10 protein-coding genes are annotated in these 18,213 nt (G+C 41.4%); all 10 read left to right on the top strand.

Features of this window, described 5'->3' with window-relative positions; translation table 11 throughout:
• The first annotated feature begins 523 nt into the window (after nt 1-523).
• The 10 genes from HMPREF9075_RS12460 to HMPREF9075_RS12415 all read left to right on the top strand — a co-directional run bounded on the left by HMPREF9075_RS12460 (nt 524) and on the right by HMPREF9075_RS12415 (nt 18,051).
• On the top strand, nt 524-3,895 hold the full coding sequence (locus tag HMPREF9075_RS12460) for a SusC/RagA family TonB-linked outer membrane protein (RefSeq protein WP_009416974.1): 3,372 nt from the start codon (nt 524-526) through the stop codon (nt 3,893-3,895).
• Nucleotides 3,896-3,908: 13 nt separating this feature from the next.
• On the top strand, nt 3,909-5,417 hold the full coding sequence (locus HMPREF9075_RS12455) for a RagB/SusD family nutrient uptake outer membrane protein (protein ID WP_009416973.1): 1,509 nt from the start codon (nt 3,909-3,911) through the stop codon (nt 5,415-5,417).
• Between the two features lie 15 nt (nt 5,418-5,432).
• Entirely contained in the window at nt 5,433-6,278 is an 846-nt protein-coding gene (locus HMPREF9075_RS12450) for a putative zinc-binding metallopeptidase (RefSeq protein ID WP_009416972.1), read from the top strand.
• A 38-nt stretch (nt 6,279-6,316) separates the two neighbouring features.
• Nucleotides 6,317-7,687 carry a DUF4302 domain-containing protein gene (locus HMPREF9075_RS12445; protein ID WP_009416971.1) on the top strand — a complete coding sequence of 457 codons (1,371 nt, stop codon included), beginning with the start codon at nt 6,317-6,319 and terminating at the stop codon, nt 7,685-7,687.
• Nucleotides 7,688-7,866: 179 nt separating this feature from the next.
• The gene (locus tag HMPREF9075_RS12440; RefSeq protein WP_009416970.1) at nt 7,867-10,584 is read left to right on the top strand and encodes a carboxypeptidase-like regulatory domain-containing protein; all 2,718 of its coding nucleotides are present in this window, start codon (nt 7,867-7,869) and stop codon (nt 10,582-10,584) included.
• Nucleotides 10,585-10,595: 11 nt separating this feature from the next.
• On the top strand, nt 10,596-11,402 hold the full coding sequence (locus tag HMPREF9075_RS12435; RefSeq protein ID WP_009416969.1) for a DUF5689 domain-containing protein: 807 nt from the start codon (nt 10,596-10,598) through the stop codon (nt 11,400-11,402).
• Between the two features lie 124 nt (nt 11,403-11,526).
• Complete coding sequence (locus HMPREF9075_RS12430) at nt 11,527-13,035, top strand: GH3 auxin-responsive promoter family protein (protein WP_009416968.1); 1,509 nt, start codon at nt 11,527-11,529, stop codon at nt 13,033-13,035.
• A 133-nt stretch (nt 13,036-13,168) separates the two neighbouring features.
• Nucleotides 13,169-15,433, top strand: coding sequence for an NADP-dependent malic enzyme (locus tag HMPREF9075_RS12425; RefSeq protein ID WP_009416967.1), 2,265 nt, complete (start codon nt 13,169-13,171; stop codon nt 15,431-15,433).
• A 25-nt stretch (nt 15,434-15,458) separates the two neighbouring features.
• A complete protein-coding gene (locus HMPREF9075_RS12420) occupies nt 15,459-16,340 on the top strand; it encodes a hypothetical protein (RefSeq protein ID WP_034557802.1) in 882 nt (293 codons plus the stop codon).
• A gap of 97 nt (nt 16,341-16,437) precedes the next feature.
• Nucleotides 16,438-18,051: an L-lactate permease gene (locus HMPREF9075_RS12415; protein ID WP_009416965.1), complete on the top strand. Its 1,614-nt coding sequence runs from the start codon at nt 16,438-16,440 to the stop codon at nt 18,049-18,051.
• Nucleotides 18,052-18,213 lie beyond the last annotated feature (162 nt).

The raw sequence follows: 18,213 nt of genomic DNA, 5'->3' as shown, positions 1-18,213 counted from the left end.
GCTTATCCTTCGCTCATCCTTCGCTCAAGGTTCGGAGAAGGTATGTTTTGAACAATAGGCTAACGGCTCATTATTTTATATACATTTTATAGTATTGGCATAGTTTTTGAGGTGATAGGCGCTCTTTTGAATTGAGGGTATTTTTAGGGTATTTAGGGCTGTTAATGAATGTTAAATTTTAGAAGGGTGGAAGTGTGCCACAAAAGGAACATCTACGTGTTTATATTTATGCTAATCGTGTGATTATAAGCATCTTATGATTATGCACTGCCTTGCAACTGTTTTTATTGAAAATATAATAACGTTTTTAAGATATTGATTGATAAAAATAGATATTTCAAATGAAATATATTATATAAATTTCAACTATTTATAGTTTTCATTGCATTATTATCAAAATCTATAGACAAAAATGTTTTTTTGGCTATTTTGCGGTAGTGATTGAAAAAAAAGTAATAATTATTTGCTTTTATAAATTATTTTTTAAATCTTTGCGGCAGTTAATAGATAAATAATAATAGCGATGAAACAAAAAGTTATGTATTGTTTGTTATGGTCTCTGCTGCTGGTAGGAGGAGCTTATGCGCAGAATTATCGTACCATAACAGGGGAGGTAAAAGATGATACTGGTGACCCCCTTGCTGTTGCCACTGTCGTGGTAAAAGGCTCCTTGAATCACGGTGTAGCTACCGACTTTAATGGGAAGTATACCATAAAGGTACCGGATGACAAGGACGTTGTGCTTGTGTTCTCGCTATTGGGTATGCGCTCGGTGGAGAAAAAAATTGGTAACCAAACGGTTATTAATGTTACCCTGAAAGATGATGTAACTCAAATTGATGGGGTAGATGTAGTAGCTACAGGTTATCAAACTATTGACAAGCAAAAGCTTACTGGGGCTGTACAAACCTTGAAAGCTGAGGAAATTAAGATTGATGGTTTGGTGGACGTAGGTCGTATGATTGAAGGACGTGCTGCAGGGGTGAATGTACAGAACATTTCGGGTACATTTGGTACTTCGCCTAAAATCACCATACGTGGTGGTTCATCTATCTTTGGTGATACCAAACCGCTATGGGTAGTGGATGGAGCTGTACAAGAAGAGGTGGTAAACTTGAGCTTTGAGCAATTGGCTTCGGGTGACGCTTCTACTTTGGTGAGTTCGGCGATATCAGGGCTTAATGCTAATGATATTGAAAGCATCGAAATCTTGAAAGATGCTTCGGCACTATCACTATATGGTGCTCGTGCGCTAAACGGTGCGGTAATCATCACTACTAAAGGAGGCAAACGCAATGTGCCTACTAAATTGAACTACCAATTGGAAGAGTCGGTACGAATGGTGCCTACTTACAGCCAATTTGATATAATGAACTCTCAAGAAACAATGTCGGTATACCGTGAGTTGGAGCAAAAAGGGTATTTTGCACTATCATCACACACTCAAGCTCGTTATGGTGGGGTATATAATATGATGTATCGTGCTATAGATAGTTACGACCCTAATACTGGTAGATTTGGGCTTGAAAATACAGAACGCGCTAAACTTGCTTTCTTACGCAAATACGAATATGCTAATACTGACTGGTTTAAAACTTTGTTCCGCCCTTCGCTTACACAAAACCATACTGTGAGCCTTTCAGGGGGTAGTGAAAACTCTAGTACTTATGGTTCATTAGGTTTTTACGTAGACCCAGGATGGAGTATAGCTGACCGTGTGCATCGTGTAACAGGTAACATTAAATCGTCTTACGACTTATCAAGCAAGGTAAAATTGGGTATCTTGGCACAGGGGTCATTGCGTGCGCAAAAAGCACCTGGTACTTACAACCGTACTTCAAACCCTGTAAATGGTGGTTATGAGCGTGATTTTGACATCAATCCATTTAGCTATGCGCTTAACACCAGCCGTACGCTTCGCCCTTATGACGAGAATGGTAACTTGGAGTATTACCGTTATAACTATGCACCTATGAACATCTTGCACGAGCTGGCTAACAACTATATGGATGTGAATATGCTGGAGTATAAGTTGCAAGGTGATATGGAAATAAAATTGGCTAAAGGGCTAAAATATAACTTTTTGGGGTCATTGCGCCACGTAAAGAGTAGCAATGAACACACTATGACTGAAAAATCAAACATAGTGGGGGCTTATCGTGCTAATGAAACTACTATAGTGGCTAACGCAAACCCTTTCTTGTTTAAAGATCCTAAAAACCCTGATAATTTGCCTGAAGTAGTACTTGCTAATGGAGGTATCTTTAAACTTACTGAAAACAACTTGCAAAGCTACTACTTGCGCAATGCTCTTGAGTATAAAAATTTGTTTAATAAGGTACACGATGTACGCTTGTTCTTAGGACAGGAGTTCCGTCATACTGATCGTGACAACTCATTCTTCTACGGTTATGGTTACCAGTTTAAAAAAGGAGGTACTGCCTTTACCGACTATCGTGCTGTACAAAAGACTATACAAGAGAATGCGCCTTATTTTGGCAAGAGTTTTTACAAAGAACGCGGTATAGCTTTCTTCTCACAAGCGGCTTATACTTATGACGACCGCTATGTGCTATCGGGAACGCTTAACTATGAAGGTAGTAACCAATTGGGTAAAGCTCGTTCATCACGCTGGTTGCCTACTTGGAACGTGAGTGGACGCTGGAATGCGAACAAAGAAAAATTCTTAGACGGAAACAAATACATATCTAACCTTGCGCTACGTGCGAGCTACGGCTTGATAGCAGGCTTGGCAAACGCAAGTAATGCAGTGGCTATCTATGGCAATGATATCACTAACCGCTATTTGCCTGAAGACCGCGAAAGTATGATTTACATACGTGCGCTACAAAATTCAGACCTTACTTGGGAAAAGGTATATGAAACTAACTTTGGGTTTGAACTTGGCTTGTTTAAAAACCGTGCGAACTTATCGGCTGACTTGTACCAAAAGAACTCAAAAGATTTGATAGACTATGTACGTACTTCGGGTATAGGTGGTGAGCACATCAAATTGGCTAACAACGCTTCGATGGTTACCAAAGGGGTGGAAGTGGCTATAGAAACTCGTAACATTGTAAAAGATGAAACGAACCCTAACTTTAGCTGGAATACAGGTTTCAACTTTGCATACTTTGACCAAAAGATTACCAAGCTTACTTATACACCTAATGCCTTCAATCTAATACGCGAAGTGGGTGGTAACGTAGTAGGCGGACAACGCAATACGATTTATTCCTATCAGTTTGCAGGGCTTAGTGGTAAAGGGTTACCGCTATTCAACCTTAAAGATGGTTCTCGCGACTATAGTGGTATAGATTTTCAAGAAACTGAAGGTATCTTGGAATACTTGAAGAAAGAAGGAGGGGTAGAACCTAACATCACAGGAGGTTTTTCTAACACCTTTAAGTATAAAAACTGGGAACTTAGTTTCCTCATCACTTGGCAAGCAGGTAACAAAATACGTAAATCGCCTGAATATTCAGTAGGATATAGTGATTTGAGTGTATTCCCAAGAGAAATGAAGAATCGTTGGGTGAACCCAGGAGAAGAAGCTACAACGCAAATACCTTCTATACCCTCACGAAGAACTGTATATGAAATGGGCTCATCTACCTTGCAACGAGTATACAACACTTATAACTATTCGGATGCTCGCGTAGTAGACGGATCGTTTGTACGTATGAAGAGTATAGGCTTAAGCTACAACTTCCCTAAAGATGTGCTTGACGACCTAAAGATAAGCAACCTAACCTTGCGCTTGCAAAGTGCCAATCCGTTCCTTATCTATGCTGATAAAAACTTAAACGGTCAAGACCCAGAGTTCTTCCGTTCAGGCGGGGTAGCTTACCCTATCACAGCACAATATACCTTTACTATCAATCTTGGCATCTAAAAACTGAACGACAATGAAAAGAAATTATTTATATACATATATAGCTGCAGCGGCAATGACTGTAACGCTGAGCTCTTGCGACAAGTTTTTGGACGAGTCGCCTAATCCTCGTGCCGAATTGGATTCGGCAGAGGATGTGCAAGAACTCTTGGTTTCTGCCTATCCCGAAGGTCTCTATATGGGTCTTTGCGAGGCGATGAGCGACAACGCTGGTGATAAGGTAAACTTAGGTTCTGACTCTAAAGTGAATGCTGATATGTACTTTTGGCGCAGCAATAACGATGTGAATGTGTATGACACACCTTCGTTCTTTTGGAAGAAGACTTGGGCAGCGATAGCAAGTGCCAATCAGGCTTTGGAAGAAGTGAAAAAACTGGGTGGAGGCAGAAATACTGACTACCTAAAGGGTGAAGCCCTTGTGGCACGTGCTTACAACCACTTTATGCTGGGTTTCTTATGGTGCAAGCCTTATAACCCTAGTACCGCTGCTGCCGACCTTGGCTTGCCTTATGTGGTTACTCCTGAAACTCACGTATTTGAACGCTACAAACGCATCTCATTAAAAGAATATTACGATGCTATTGAGCGCGACTTACAAGAAGGGTTGCCACTGATAGACAATACTAAGTACAAAAAAGCTCGCTACCACTTCACTACCGAAGCGGCACACGTATTCGCAAGCCGTTTTTACCTAATGAAAGGTGAGTGGGACAGGGTAATATTTCACGCTAATGCTGCTTTGGGTAGCGATCCTACTCCTAAATTGCGCGATATAAGAGGGCAACGCGGCTTGGGCTACTACGAGCAAGGACTTAGATACTCGGCTGCTGATGAGCCTGCTAACGCCTTAGTAATGAGTGTAATGTCATCGTTCAACTACGAATTTGCGACTAACAAATACGGGCTTACCTTAGAAATTTCGGACGCTATTACAGCGGCTATGCCACTACGAAAAATGGGCTATCCTGCTACTTGGGCTTATACTTTCTACGGTAATGACGATTACAAGAATATACCTAAGTTTCAAGAATACTTTAAATACGAAAACGTATCTATAGGTATAGGCGAACGATATAATATGGTGGCTGCACTTACTTATGACGAAGCGTTCCTAAACCGCTTAGAGGCTTATGTAATGACAGACCAAAAGCAAAAATTCTTAGACGATTTCATAACCTTTATGCGTAAAAAAACACGCCAAACCATTCCTGATGATTTTGCGGTTACCGAATCTGAAGTGCGCGAAGGTTATGGCGACCAAGGAGATGCTTTTCACCCTTACTACGAAAGCCAACTTACTGAAGAAAGACGTGAGCTGTTACAATGTGTGATGGATATTCGCCGTATGGTATTTGTATTTGAAGGGTTACGCTGGTTTGATAACAAACGCCTTGGAATGACCATAGAACACAAAGCAGGTAGCGCGGGTAATGTGTATGTACTAAACAAAGACGACAAACGCCGTGAATTGCAAATACCTATAGATGCTACTAACGCAGGTGTAGCTCCTAACCCACGATAATAAATATAAAGCACTATGAAAAAGAAAAGCCTAATAATGAGCCTTGCAGCCCTTGTGCTGACAGCTTGTAACGATAAAGAGACACTTAACCCCGAAAGTGTGCTTAAAGAGAGTACTGTAGCTCGTACCGCTCTTGACGAATATATTGACGCTACTTTCACACGCCCTTACAATATTAGTGTAACTTACAGATACGTAGATTCTGACTTTGATAACAGCCGTTACTTATACCCCCCTACCGAAAGCAAAGTACGCCCTTTGTTGGAAATTGTACGTAGTGTGTGGATAGATGCCTATACCGAGATTGCAGGTCCTAACTTTGTGAAAGAAATAGCACCCCGCCAGATAGCACTCATTGGGGGGCATAACTACAACAGCAGTGGTACACGTACCTTGGGGATAGCAGATAGCGGACTTAAAATTACGCTTTTTGAGGTAGATTTGCTTGACAAACGCAATCAGCGTGCTACTCGTGAATACTTTCACACTATTCAGCACGAGTATTGCCACATTATCAATCAAAAGAAACCTTACGACCCTGAATTTGCAAAGATTACCCCAGATGGATACATTAGTACTTGGTACAACGTATCTACTGCCGAAGCTAACGAAGCGGGATTTATCACCCCCTACTCTATGCTTAATGACAAAGAAGACTTTGCTGAAATCACCTCGGGAATGCTAAGCGGCTCACGTGCTGCTTGGGATGCACGCGTAGATGCTATTAGCAGTGCTACAGGTAAAGCTGCTATACGCCGTAAAGAAGCTTTTGTAGCAGATTATTTCAAGAAAAAATGGAATATAGACATCTATGAGCTACAAGCTAAAGTAGAAGATAAAATGATAGCTGCTTTGCGATAGACCCTTTAGTGCATATATAACTTAAAAAAGACAGAACAATGAGAAAGTTTTTATTAATAACCCTTTTAGCGAGCTTGGCACTTACCTCATGCCAAAAGAACGAGCCAGAGGACTTGTTTGGCAAGAACGCATCGCAGCGTTTTGAAGACAAACAAGCCGAACTGCGCCACGAGCTCACCTCTGCCCCCAACGGCTGGCGACTTACCTATTTCACCAATACCGAATACTTTGGGGGATACAATGTCCTAATGAAATTTACTAATGACGGGCTTGTGCAAATGTCGTCTGACATAAACCTTGAAAATGGTACCAGCTCTGTAACCACTAGCCAATACCAAATATTATTAGGACAAGGTACTATGCTATCTTTCGTAAGCAAAAACCACCTTCACATTCTTGCCGACTCAAACAAAGCATTGCGCGGGAAAGGTCTTTTTGGTGAATTTGAATTCCTTTACTACGGGAAAGAAGGTGATAAGCTAAAATTCAAAACCCAACGCTCGGCTACTGAGCAGTTCGTTTATTTTGAAAAAGCTACCCCTGAAGAATGGGCAAATATAGGTAGCAAATGGGATAACTTTGTAGATATAATGGTAGACCGCTTTCACTATGCAGTAGAAGTAACAGGTCCTGAAGGTACCGAAAACTACTCTATAGGTTCGTCTCGCTATCGCAAAGTAAGCTTTACCAGCTTAGACGACCCTAGAAAAGAAGTAATAACCGCAGGTGCATCACTTCTTGAAGATGGTTTAGTGTTCAAACCTGCCGTTACCTTCCAAGGAAAAGAATTTACCAAGCTTACCAAAGACACCTCTACCACTCCCCCTAGCTATAAAGCAACCAATGGTGGTGTAACTGTAAAACTACTCTATCGTGTAAGCCCGCCCGATTCTTTCTTTGGTAATGACTATAAAGATTTTTCTGTGGGGCCTGTACTGGCTTGGATATGCAACTCATATTTCTTTGAACACCAATATATGTCTACCTACTTCTATGAAAATTACATACGTGTAATGAAAGAAGCAGGAAGCAACCCTTCTGATTTTTCAAACTTTGGTATCGGGTTTATTGATAGAGCTTCAAGTGAAGTAACTTTGCAAGTAGCTTATAAATTTTCAGGACGTAACGAATTTATCTATTTAGTATGCCCTTATGTGGTACGTGATAATAAAATCTATTTCACAGGTACAGGCACTGTAGATGTAGACGGAAGTAGCTGGAATCTTCCAGCCAATGCCCGCATAAAAGCTGCAGCCCTTACTGTACTAAACCGATTTAAAGATTTAGGAGCTGATGGCTTTAAAATCAAGAATACTAAAGTGAAGTATAGTTTCTTTTACAATATTTACGTGTTGCAAAGTGCAACCCATCCTGAATATATAGTACCAGGATTTGGATTCACATTTTAAAATAATTTTTTCATCTTCTATATTCAGATAATAGAGACGGGGGAGAGCTACACGGGAGTGTAGCTCTTTCTTTTTTACCTCAGCGGTTAGAATTTTAAACATTTTTTCTTGCAAATGCTGAATATTATTCGTACCTTTGCCTTGTAAAATTAATCTAACCATTAATCATTATACCACTTATGCCACTAAAAAACTTTCTTTATGTATTACTACTACTATCACTCCCTACAATGGCGCAGGTGAAAATGATGAAGATAGAAGGGACTGTGATTAACCAACAAACACAACTCCCTTTGCAAGGAGTAACAATTACCGTAAAAAATCTGCTACGACAAACTACTACCGATGCTAAAGGAAACTACTCTTTACGGCTACCGACAGGCGATTTTCTCCTTCTCTTCACCCTGCAAGGCTATACTCCGCACGAAGAAGTATACTCTATAAATGACGAACTTACTACTACACTACCCACAGTGGCTATGCTGCGCAATGACCTGCAAGAAGAACAGCTCACAATGATTGCCGAAAACGAATTGGACAACGACCAAGCTGATGTTACAGGGGCTTTGCTACATAGCTGGCAAGATGTATTTACAAGGCGTGCAGCTTTTGATTTTAGTACGGCTTTTTTTAGGCAACGTGGTTACGATTCTAAAGAGGTGAACGTGTTGCTGAATGGTATCCCTATGAACCGCTTAGAAAACGGACGCCCTCTATGGGCTAACTGGAGCGGACTGAACGACCTAACGCGCAACCAAGAGGTGTGCAACGGTTTAGAAAAATCAAACCATAGTTTTGGGGGTATGAATGGCAGTAACTATATAGGTGTGCGCGCTTCGCAAAACAGGGCAGGCATACGCCTTACCTCCTCTGTAAGCAACCGCAGCTATGCAGGGCGGCTGATGGTTACCTACCATTCGGGCTTATTGCGCAACGGATGGGCATATAGCTTATCGGCATCACGCCGCTGGGCAGCCAATAGTAGCTGGGCTGAAGGTACGCACTACAATGCTTATGCTTTTGGTGCTGCTGTGGAATATCAGCCTACCGCAGCGCATAGTTTTAATTTTATAGGTTTGTTTTCGCCTGTAAATAGGGGTAAAACATCACCGCTGACCCGCGAGGTAATTGATTTGGTAGGATACCGATACAATCCTTACTGGGGAACCCAAAGGGGTGTGATGCGCAACTCACACAATCGTATTGTTTCGGAACCTATTTTTGTACTATCATATATCTATGAAAAAGAAGATGCCCGCCTGAATATAGATTTAGGCTATCAGTTTGGCGAAATTGGCAATACACGCATTAGCTATGCCAATGCCACCAACCCTGAACCTAACTACTACAAGTTGTTACCGAGTTATTACATCAACAACGCTAATGGTGCTAATTGGGCAATGGCTAATGAGCAAAGAAATTACTTTTTGAGTCATTCGCAATTGGACTGGGTGGCACTATATCGTGCCAATAAAAATACTACCGATGGGCGTAGCTCATTTATAGTAAGTAATGATGTAATGAGAGAGCGTACCTTCACTGTAAATGTGAGTTACAACACAACTATTAACAGCCATACGAAGTTTTCGTCGGGAATAGTGTATCGCAATATTCATTCTGGTAACTACGCTTTGGTAGAAGATCTATTGGGCGGGCAATTTTTTATGAACTATGATTATTTTGAGCATACTCCTTACAATATTCTTGACAAGAATCTTCGCAAGGGAGTGGGCGAAAAATGGAACTACGATTACAACCTTCGCAGCCATATAGCGGAAGGCTTTGCGCAATGGGAAAGCAAATTGGGCAAATTAGACCTATTTGCCGCAGTGCGTTACTTTGACACTCAAACGCAGCGTGAGGGTAATTTTGCGAATCCTTCTTACCCTGATAGCTATGGCAAAGGCAGCCTTATTACGCAAAAAGGCATAAGCCTAAAAGCGGGGGCTACTTATGCCTTTACGGGCAGGCAGTTATTGCAGCTAAACACGGGTTATTTCAGTACCCCCCAACCTCTTCGCAACCTCTATAACAATGTGCGAAACTCTAACGGCTTATTACCCCATATAAAATCTGAAAGTGCCTATACTGCCGATGTGAGCTATTTGGTACGCTTACCGAAACTTACAGGGCGGGCTACGGCATACTTCACTACCATAGAAAACGCTTCGGAAAACAACTTTTTCTATACCGAAGCTGCTCTGACTGATGAAATAGACCGCGACTTTGTAGCGCAAACCATTCAAGGAATACAAAAACAACACTTAGGGATAGAAATAGGTGCCGAAGCGATGCTATTGCCTACCGTAAAAGTATCGGTAGTGGCAGCAATAGGGCAACACATCTACAGCAACAATCCTTCATTACACATTACATCGGCTGGGGTGAATAAGACGATAGACAAAGTATGGCTAAAGAACTACCACCTGCCTAATGGCGCACAGCAGGCTTATGCCTTTGGTGCCGAATACCGCAGCCCCAAGAGTAATTGGTGGATAAGTGCTACCGCCAACTATCTCGCTAACAACTACGTTGCTTTATCGGCATTGAATCGCACATCTCAGTTTTTTATAGACCCCGCTACTCATCGCCCTTTTGATAATATAGACCGCTCTTTAGCCCGAAAGCTATTGGCACAAGAGTCATTAGCCAATGTGATGACAATCAATGCACTTGTGGGCAAATCGTGGCGATTTAAGAAAACGTATACCTACCTAATGCTTAGCATCAACAATCTTTTTGACCGCTCGTTTTTAGCAGGTGGTTTTGAACAAGCCCGTACTGCCAACTACAAAAAGATGGTGCAGGACAACGCCCAACAGACGCCTTCCTTTGGCAACCGCTACTTTATAGGCTATGGGCGTACTTATATGGCAAACCTATCAGTAACCTTATAACCAATACAATAATGCAACTAAAATTATTACTTATATGCTTTTTGGGCTTAACGATAAGTGCTTGCGTAAAGAACGATGACTACCAAATACCTGATATTACCGCTCCTGTGCCCGAATATACAGGTTCTATCATCAGTTTTGCGCAGCTAAAAGCCAAAACTTCCTCATCAATAGCTACTTATACCGATGATGAAGCGGTGGAAGGCTATGTAATATCCAGCGATGAGGGTAGGAACATCACCAAAAAGCTATATTTGCAAAATGCTGACAATACACAAGGCATTGTTATAGCCCTTGCCGATGAGGGTATTTACACTCAATTTCCGCTGGGTAGCAAAGTACGAGTTCTATTAAAAGACCTGAGCTTTCAGCTGAATAACGCTGTTATAACAATAGGTTATGACACCTATAAAAGCAAGAAAGGTTACCAAAGTGTGGGCTATATGCCCAAAGCCCTTGTAGAGAAACACCTCTTTGCGCTGGGCGAAAAAAAGACTGTAGCCCAACTAACTACAACTTTAAATTCACTAGAAGTGAGCGATGCTGATGTGGGCAAATTGCTCGGCATTAAAAACGTGCAATTTGAGGCAAGAGCGGTGGGCAAGTCGTTTTACGTGAGTAACAAAAAGAGCGGTGCCGGCACTAATTACAAGCTGATAGATAGCAATGGCAAGAGCTTGCTGTTGCGCACCAGCAATAGTGCCCTATTTAAAGACGAAAAAGTACCCGCAGGCAAAGTGAGGGTAACGGGTATCCTGAGCAAATTCGGCAAAGACTACCAGCTAATGATAAGCTACTACAGCGATTTACAATTTTGATACTAAGGCAATGAAATAATGTGCACTGGGCAGTTTTATTTTTTTGCTTATTAAAAAACTTTTATTATCTTTGTGCGATTTTTCATTAATAATTCATCATTAATCCTAATCATTAGTATTTTAAATGCTTAATACCATTACATCGTGGTTTTTAAAACGCCGCATTAGCCAAATACAAGAGTTTGTATTAGACCCCGAAAAAGTACAAGAGCGCGTATTATCTTCCCTTATAAGTGCTGCCCAAAATACGGAATTGGGCAAGCAATATCACTTTTCAGAAATCAAGAATTACGAACAATTTGCCCAGCGAGTGCCTTTGACAACTTATGAAGCCTTTGAGCCTTATATAGAACGAGCAAGGCGCGGTGAACGCAACATATTTTGGCACAGCCCTATAAAATGGTTTGCCAAGAGTAGCGGTACTACCAACGCTAAGAGTAAATTTATACCTGTAAGCGAGGAGGCTTTGCGTGATTGCCACTACAAATCGGGGAAAGATATGCTTTGTATGTACTTGAACAACAACGAGGATTCGGGATTGTTTAAGGGCAAAAGTTTGCGATTGGGGGGTAGCAAGCAACTATATGAGCAAAATGGTACTTATTTTGGTGATTTATCGGCAATACTGATAGAAAATCTTCCTTTTTGGGCTGAATGGAGCTGTACACCAAGCAACAAAACATCACAAATGAGTGAGTGGGAAAGCAAAATGAAAGCGATTATAAACGAGGCTAAAGACGAAAATGTAACGAGCCTTGTGGGCGTTCCTTCGTGGATGCTTGTATTGCTAAACCGCTTATTGGAAACCACCCAAAAAAGGCATCTTTTGGAATTGTGGCCTAACTTGGAGGTTTATTTTCACGGTGGGGTGAGCTTTATTCCTTACAAAGAACAATATCACAGCCTAATTCCTTCGGAAACTTTTCGGTATTATGAAACTTATAATGCTTCGGAAGGTTTTTTTGCTATACAAGACCGCAACGAATCGGACGAGATGTTGCTGATGCTTGATTACGGTATTTTTTACGAATTTATACCGATGGATGTTTTTGGTACTTCGGAAGAAAAAGCAATTCCGCTGAGCGAAGTGGAATTGGGCAAAAACTATGCGATGGTGATTAGTACCAATGCGGGCTTGTGGCGCTACATTATAGGTGATACGGTGCGTTTTACCTCGCTGTCGCCTTATCGCATCAAAATTACGGGCAGGACGAAGCATTTTATCAATGTTTTTGGTGAAGAATTAATCGTAGAAAATGCGGAACAGGCTCTGAAAAAGGCTTGTACTGCTACCCAAAGTAGTATTAGCGACTATACAGTAGCACCTATTTTTATGCAAGACAAAGAAAAAGGGGGGCACGAGTGGCTAATAGAGTTTGGCAAGCCTCCGAAAGACATCGACAAGTTTGCCGAGCTATTAGATAGCGAACTACAAAAGCTAAATTCGGACTATGAGGCTAAGCGTTATAACAATATGACGCTGAATATGCTAAAAGTGCATATTGCGCGCCCTGAACTGTTTCACAAATGGCTGAAAGAGAAAGGAAAACTGGGCGGACAGAACAAAGTGCCACGCTTATCTAACAGCAGGGAATACTTGGATGAATTATTAATTATGAATTCTGAATTTTGAATTATGGGGGCTGGATTTTGAATTTTGAATTTTGAATTTTGAATTTTGGATTTTGAATTTTGGATTTTGAATTTGTTAATAGTTTCGTAACTTTGCCGCCTGAATAATTATTATAACCAATTTTTGAAAAAAAATGGATACACGCAAAAAAGAAGAGGCTTTACATTACCACGAGTTTCCACAACCTGGTAAAATAGCCATTGTACCGACTAAAAAACACGCAACACAACACGATTTGGCATTGGCATACTCGCCTGGTGTGGCAGAGCCTTGCCTTGCCATAGCAGCTGATAAAAGCAACGCTTACAAATATACCGCTAAAAGTAACTTGGTGGCAGTAATCTCTAACGGTACTGCTGTACTAGGGCTTGGCGACATAGGGGCTGACGCTTCAAAACCTGTAATGGAGGGCAAGGGATTGCTATTTAAAATATTTGCAGGTATTGATGTATTTGATATAGAAGTAGATGCTACCGATGTAGACAAATTTATAGACACGGTAAAGGCAATTGCGCCTACTTTTGGGGGAATAAACCTTGAGGATATTAAAGCTCCTGAGGCTTTTGAGATTGAACGCCGCCTGAAGGAGGAACTTGATATACCTGTGATGCACGATGACCAACACGGTACGGCTATCATATCGGCAGCTGCGCTTATTAATGCGCTGGAGATTGTGGGTAAAGATATTAGCAAGGTGAGCATTGTGGTGAATGGTGCGGGTGCTGCGGCTATCTCTTGCACACGCTTGTACGTGGCTTTGGGTGCTGACCCTCGTAATATTGTGATGTGCGACAGCAAGGGGGTCATCAGGAAAGATGCGGCAAACCTCACTGCCCAAAAAGCTGAATTTGCGACAGACCGCGATGTACATACACTGGAAGAGGCTGTGAAAGGGGCTGATGTATTCATCGGCTTATCTAAAGGTGATGTGCTTACCCCTGCAATGTTGCTTTCGATGGCTAAAGATGCTATTGTATTTGCAATGGCAAACCCTACCCCAGAAATAGATTACAACCTAGCAATAAGCACCCGTGAGGATATCATTATGGCTACAGGTCGTTCGGATTATCCTAATCAGGTGAATAACGTATTAGGATTTCCGTATATATTCCGTGGGGCGCTGGACGTGCGTGCTACAAAAATAAACGAGGAGATGAAGTTGGCTGCCGTACGAGCTATTGCGGAACTCGCTAAAAAGCCTGTGCCACAGCAAGTGAGCTTAGTATACGGGGGCGAAAACCTCGTATTTGGCAAAAACTACATTATCCCTAAACCTTTTGACCCTCGCCTTATACACGAAGTACCCCCTGCAATAGCCCAAGCGGCTATCGCTACAGGCGTAGCCCAAAAACCTATTACAGACTGGGAAGCCTACAAAGTGGAACTTATGGAACGCATAGGGGTGGGCAGCAAAGAAATACGCTTGCTGCAAGATCGTGCTAAACGCAATCCTAAACGTATTGTTTTTGCGGAAGCAGACCAATTGGAAGTGCTAAAAGCTGCGCAACGAGTGTACGAAGACCGCATTGCTATTCCTATACTATTAGGGCGCAAAGATGTGATTACTGCTCTAAAAGAAGAAATAGGCTTTACAGGCGAAGTGGAAATTATAGACCCTAAATGCGATAACGAAAAAGAACGCCGTGATGCTTTTGCACAGCAATACTTAAAACTGCGCGAAAGAAGAGGTATCACACAATTAGTGGCAGAACACCAGATGCTGGAACGCAATTATTTTGGTACGATGCTGGTGTATACAGGTCAGGCAGATGGTATGATTACAGGTTATTCACACTCCTACCCTAACGCTATTAAGCCTGTACTGGAAATTATCCCTAAAGAAGCAGGGGTAAATCGTATAGCGGCTGCGAGCATTATGCTCACCAAACAGGGTCCTCTATTCCTTTCGGATGCGACTATCAACATCAACCCTTCGGCAACTGAATTGGCTAATATTGCATTGCTTACCGCAAAATCTGTACAGATATTTGGTCAGGAGCCTTCGGTAGCGATGTTGTCATACTCTAATTTTGGTTCGGCGACTTCGGAAAGTACTCTAAAAGTGCGTGAAGCAGTGGCTTACTTGCATAAAAACCACCCTGAATTGGTAGTAGATGGTGAAATACAAGCTGACTTTGCTATCAATCCTGACAAATTGGCTAAAAATTATCCTTTCTCTAAGCTAAACAATGGCAAAGGGGCAAATGTGCTTATCTTTCCGAACTTGGAAGCTGCCAATATTACCTATAAAGTGGTGAAAGAAACACAGCACTTAGATACTATAGGTCCTGTAATATTGGGACTTTCTAAATCTATATATATCTGTACGCTAGGTTCTACCGCTGAAGAGATGGTAAATCTTGCTACCCTTGCGGTAATTGATGCTCAAAACAAATAACCCTTAGCTTTTAACGCTGATGAATTTGAAGAAATCATTATTGTACATACTATGGCTGCTTGTAGGCACTACTGCCTACGGGCAGCTTTTTTCTTATGATTATCAGCAGGAAATAACAGGCGTAGGAGCGCAACAATGGCACAAAGTAGTAGTGCCCGAAGCTGTCTTTGGGAAGCTAAAAAGCGACTATGACGATTTGCGCATCTATGGTGTATCGGCAGTTGATACTATTGAGATACCTTATATAATAGACCGCAACAATTATATCCTTACCAATAAACGGACAGGCTTTGTGGATAGTACTTCGGTAAGAAAAGAAGTAGATTTTGAGCGCAATGAGGATACTCTAAAAAGAACGATATTGCGCATACAGCTTCCTGAAGCGATGCGCTTGTCAAAAATATCGGTTGCGGTGGAAGCTAATTACGACTATTACCGCTATATGAAAGTTCTCGCTGATAATTATCAGCTTTTGGGCACAGGAGTACTGAGCTCAAGAACCTCTAATGCCCTTTATTTTAATCCCGAAATTGTAAAAACACTACAAATAGAGATTGCTAATGCCGACAACCAGCCGTTGCCCATAAAAGGCGTGGCGGTGTATGCTCTGCCTTATACCCTTACGGCACGCTTTGCGGGCGAGGGGTATCGTTATTACTTGGCTTTTGGCAAAGCTAATGATTACGCACCTACTTATGATATCACCTATTTTACAAAAGATATTCCGAAACAGCTTACAAACGTAAGTTTTGGCACTCTTACTTCAACACAAAAAACAAAGCCTGATAGTAATAAAAAAAGTACCCCCAATGACGACCAAAAAGAAGCTAACACATTGTTATGGTGGATGATGGGTATTGTTGTGCTCCTGCTCTTTTTCTTCGGAGCAAGGATGGTGAAAAAATAAACTTCTTTGTTTTTGATATTTTTTCTTTCGTTATGATTGCATTTTATTAAAAAAGTATTATTTTTGCGCCCTGAAAAGAAAAAATTAAAAATGTACTATGGCTTTAATTCTTAGTGTACTACCTATTGTACTTCTTATTTATTTGATGGTAAAGCGCAACGCCTTGCCTTCATATATAGCATTACCACTTATAGCAGCATTGGTTTATGCTATTCAGTATTTTTATTTTAATGGTGATTTATTGACGCTAAACGCAAACGTTGTTTCGGCATTAATATCAGTAATGACTCCTATCACCGTAATTTTTGGTGCCGTTTTATTCAACCGAATGATGGAAATGTCGGGGGCTATGGATGTGATGCGCCGTTGGCTGGGTAATATCAGTCCGAACCCAGTAGCCCAACTGATGATCATAGGCTGGGCATTTGCTTTTATGATTGAGGGAGCCAGCGGATTTGGTACTCCTGCTGCTATTGCAGCACCTTTATTGGTAGGGTTAGGGTTTCGCCCATTGCAGGTTGCGATACTTGCTTTGATAATGAACTCGGTACCCGTATCATTTGGAGCCGTAGGTACTCCTACTTGGTTTGGTTTTGGGACACTTATCAACAAAGGGGACATCAACGATGCACAACTTTCTGAAATAGGACAGATTACGGCTGTTATTCACTTTATAGCGGCGTTTGTAGTGCCTATTTTGGCACTCAAAGTAATTGTAAGCTGGAAACAAATACGCCAAAATCTTCTTTTTATAATCCTTAGTATTCTATCTTGTACCGTTCCTTATGTGGCTATAGCGTGGTTTAACTACGAGTTTCCTTCTTTGGTGGGAGGTGCTATAGGGTTGTTTATCTCGGTAGGTTTGGCAAGTGCTGGTATTGGCTTATCTAAGAATACTGAAACCCACGAAGGCAGTATGCATCACGAGAAAGTAAGCACACCGCTATTGCTAAAAGATCTTTTCCCTACGGCTTCGCTTATTCTTATGCTGGCTATCACTCGTATTAAACAATTGCCTTTTAAAGCGATGCTTAATGATTCATCGGAGCTTTTCAGTCTGAACCTTGGCGGCTTGGGTAATTTTCACCTAAGCAAGGGGCTTATCTTCTCGCTTAGTGATATTTTTACGACTACTGAAAGTGCGAGCTACAAGTTGCTATACGTGCCTGCTTTGATTCCTTTTGTAATTACGGTGCTTATTGCTATTCCTGTTTTTTCACTGTCATTTAAACAATCAAGTAGTTTGTTTTCGGCTACTTTTAAACAGGTACAAAAGCCGTTTTTGGCTTTGGTGGGTGCCTTAATAATGGTGAATGTGATGCTTATAGGAGGCGAAAACTCGATGGTACAGATTATTGGACACGGATTGGCAAACGCTACTGGTGAATATTGGACGGTATTTGCTTCGTATTTAGGGGCTATAGGAGCGTTTTTCTCGGGTTCTAATACGGTATCGAACCTTACTTTTGGCGGGGTACAATACTCGGTAGCAATGGCTTCGGGCTTATCGGTACCGCTTATTTTGGCTCTTCAATCGGTAGGGGGTGCTATGGGTAATATGGTTTGTATCAATAATATTATCGCAGTATGCTCGGTATTGGGAATTGATAAGGCTGAAGGAAAGATTATCAAGACTACTGCCGTACCGATGTTTGTATATGGTATTATAGCGGCTATTGTAGCGCTATTTGTTATACCACTGTTATTTTAAGAGTTTGGAATTAGGAAATTAGTTAAAAAAATCTGTCCGAAAGGTTGAGGAAACTTTTCGGACAGATTTTTTTGTATTACATACTTTGGTAAAGCCTCTTTTGTATGTCACACACTTTGGCAAACTCTTAAACATCCCCCCTTAACACATACTCCGCTGCGC

The sequence above is a fragment of the Capnocytophaga sp. oral taxon 332 str. F0381 genome (assembly GCF_000318275.2).
Classification (GTDB): Bacteria; Bacteroidota; Bacteroidia; order Flavobacteriales; family Flavobacteriaceae; genus Capnocytophaga; species Capnocytophaga bilenii.
This window is presented reverse-complemented; position numbering and strand designations above follow the sequence as displayed.

Bases quoted from the DNA above. Each gene is read 5' to 3' on its own strand.
- HMPREF9075_RS12460 (WP_009416974.1), top strand. From the start codon at position 524: ATGAAACAAAAAGTTATGTATTGTTTGTTATGGTCTCTGCTGCTGGTA.
- HMPREF9075_RS12435 (WP_009416969.1), top strand. From the start codon at position 10,596: ATGCAACTAAAATTATTACTTATATGCTTTTTGGGCTTAACGATAAGT.
- HMPREF9075_RS12430 (WP_009416968.1), top strand. From the start codon at position 11,527: ATGCTTAATACCATTACATCGTGGTTTTTAAAACGCCGCATTAGCCAA.
- HMPREF9075_RS12455 (WP_009416973.1), top strand. From the start codon at position 3,909: ATGAAAAGAAATTATTTATATACATATATAGCTGCAGCGGCAATGACT.
- HMPREF9075_RS12425 (WP_009416967.1), top strand. From the start codon at position 13,169: ATGGATACACGCAAAAAAGAAGAGGCTTTACATTACCACGAGTTTCCA.
- HMPREF9075_RS12450 (WP_009416972.1), top strand. From the start codon at position 5,433: ATGAAAAAGAAAAGCCTAATAATGAGCCTTGCAGCCCTTGTGCTGACA.
- HMPREF9075_RS12415 (WP_009416965.1), top strand. From the start codon at position 16,438: ATGGCTTTAATTCTTAGTGTACTACCTATTGTACTTCTTATTTATTTG.
- HMPREF9075_RS12445 (WP_009416971.1), top strand. From the start codon at position 6,317: ATGAGAAAGTTTTTATTAATAACCCTTTTAGCGAGCTTGGCACTTACC.
- HMPREF9075_RS12440 (WP_009416970.1), top strand. From the start codon at position 7,867: ATGCCACTAAAAAACTTTCTTTATGTATTACTACTACTATCACTCCCT.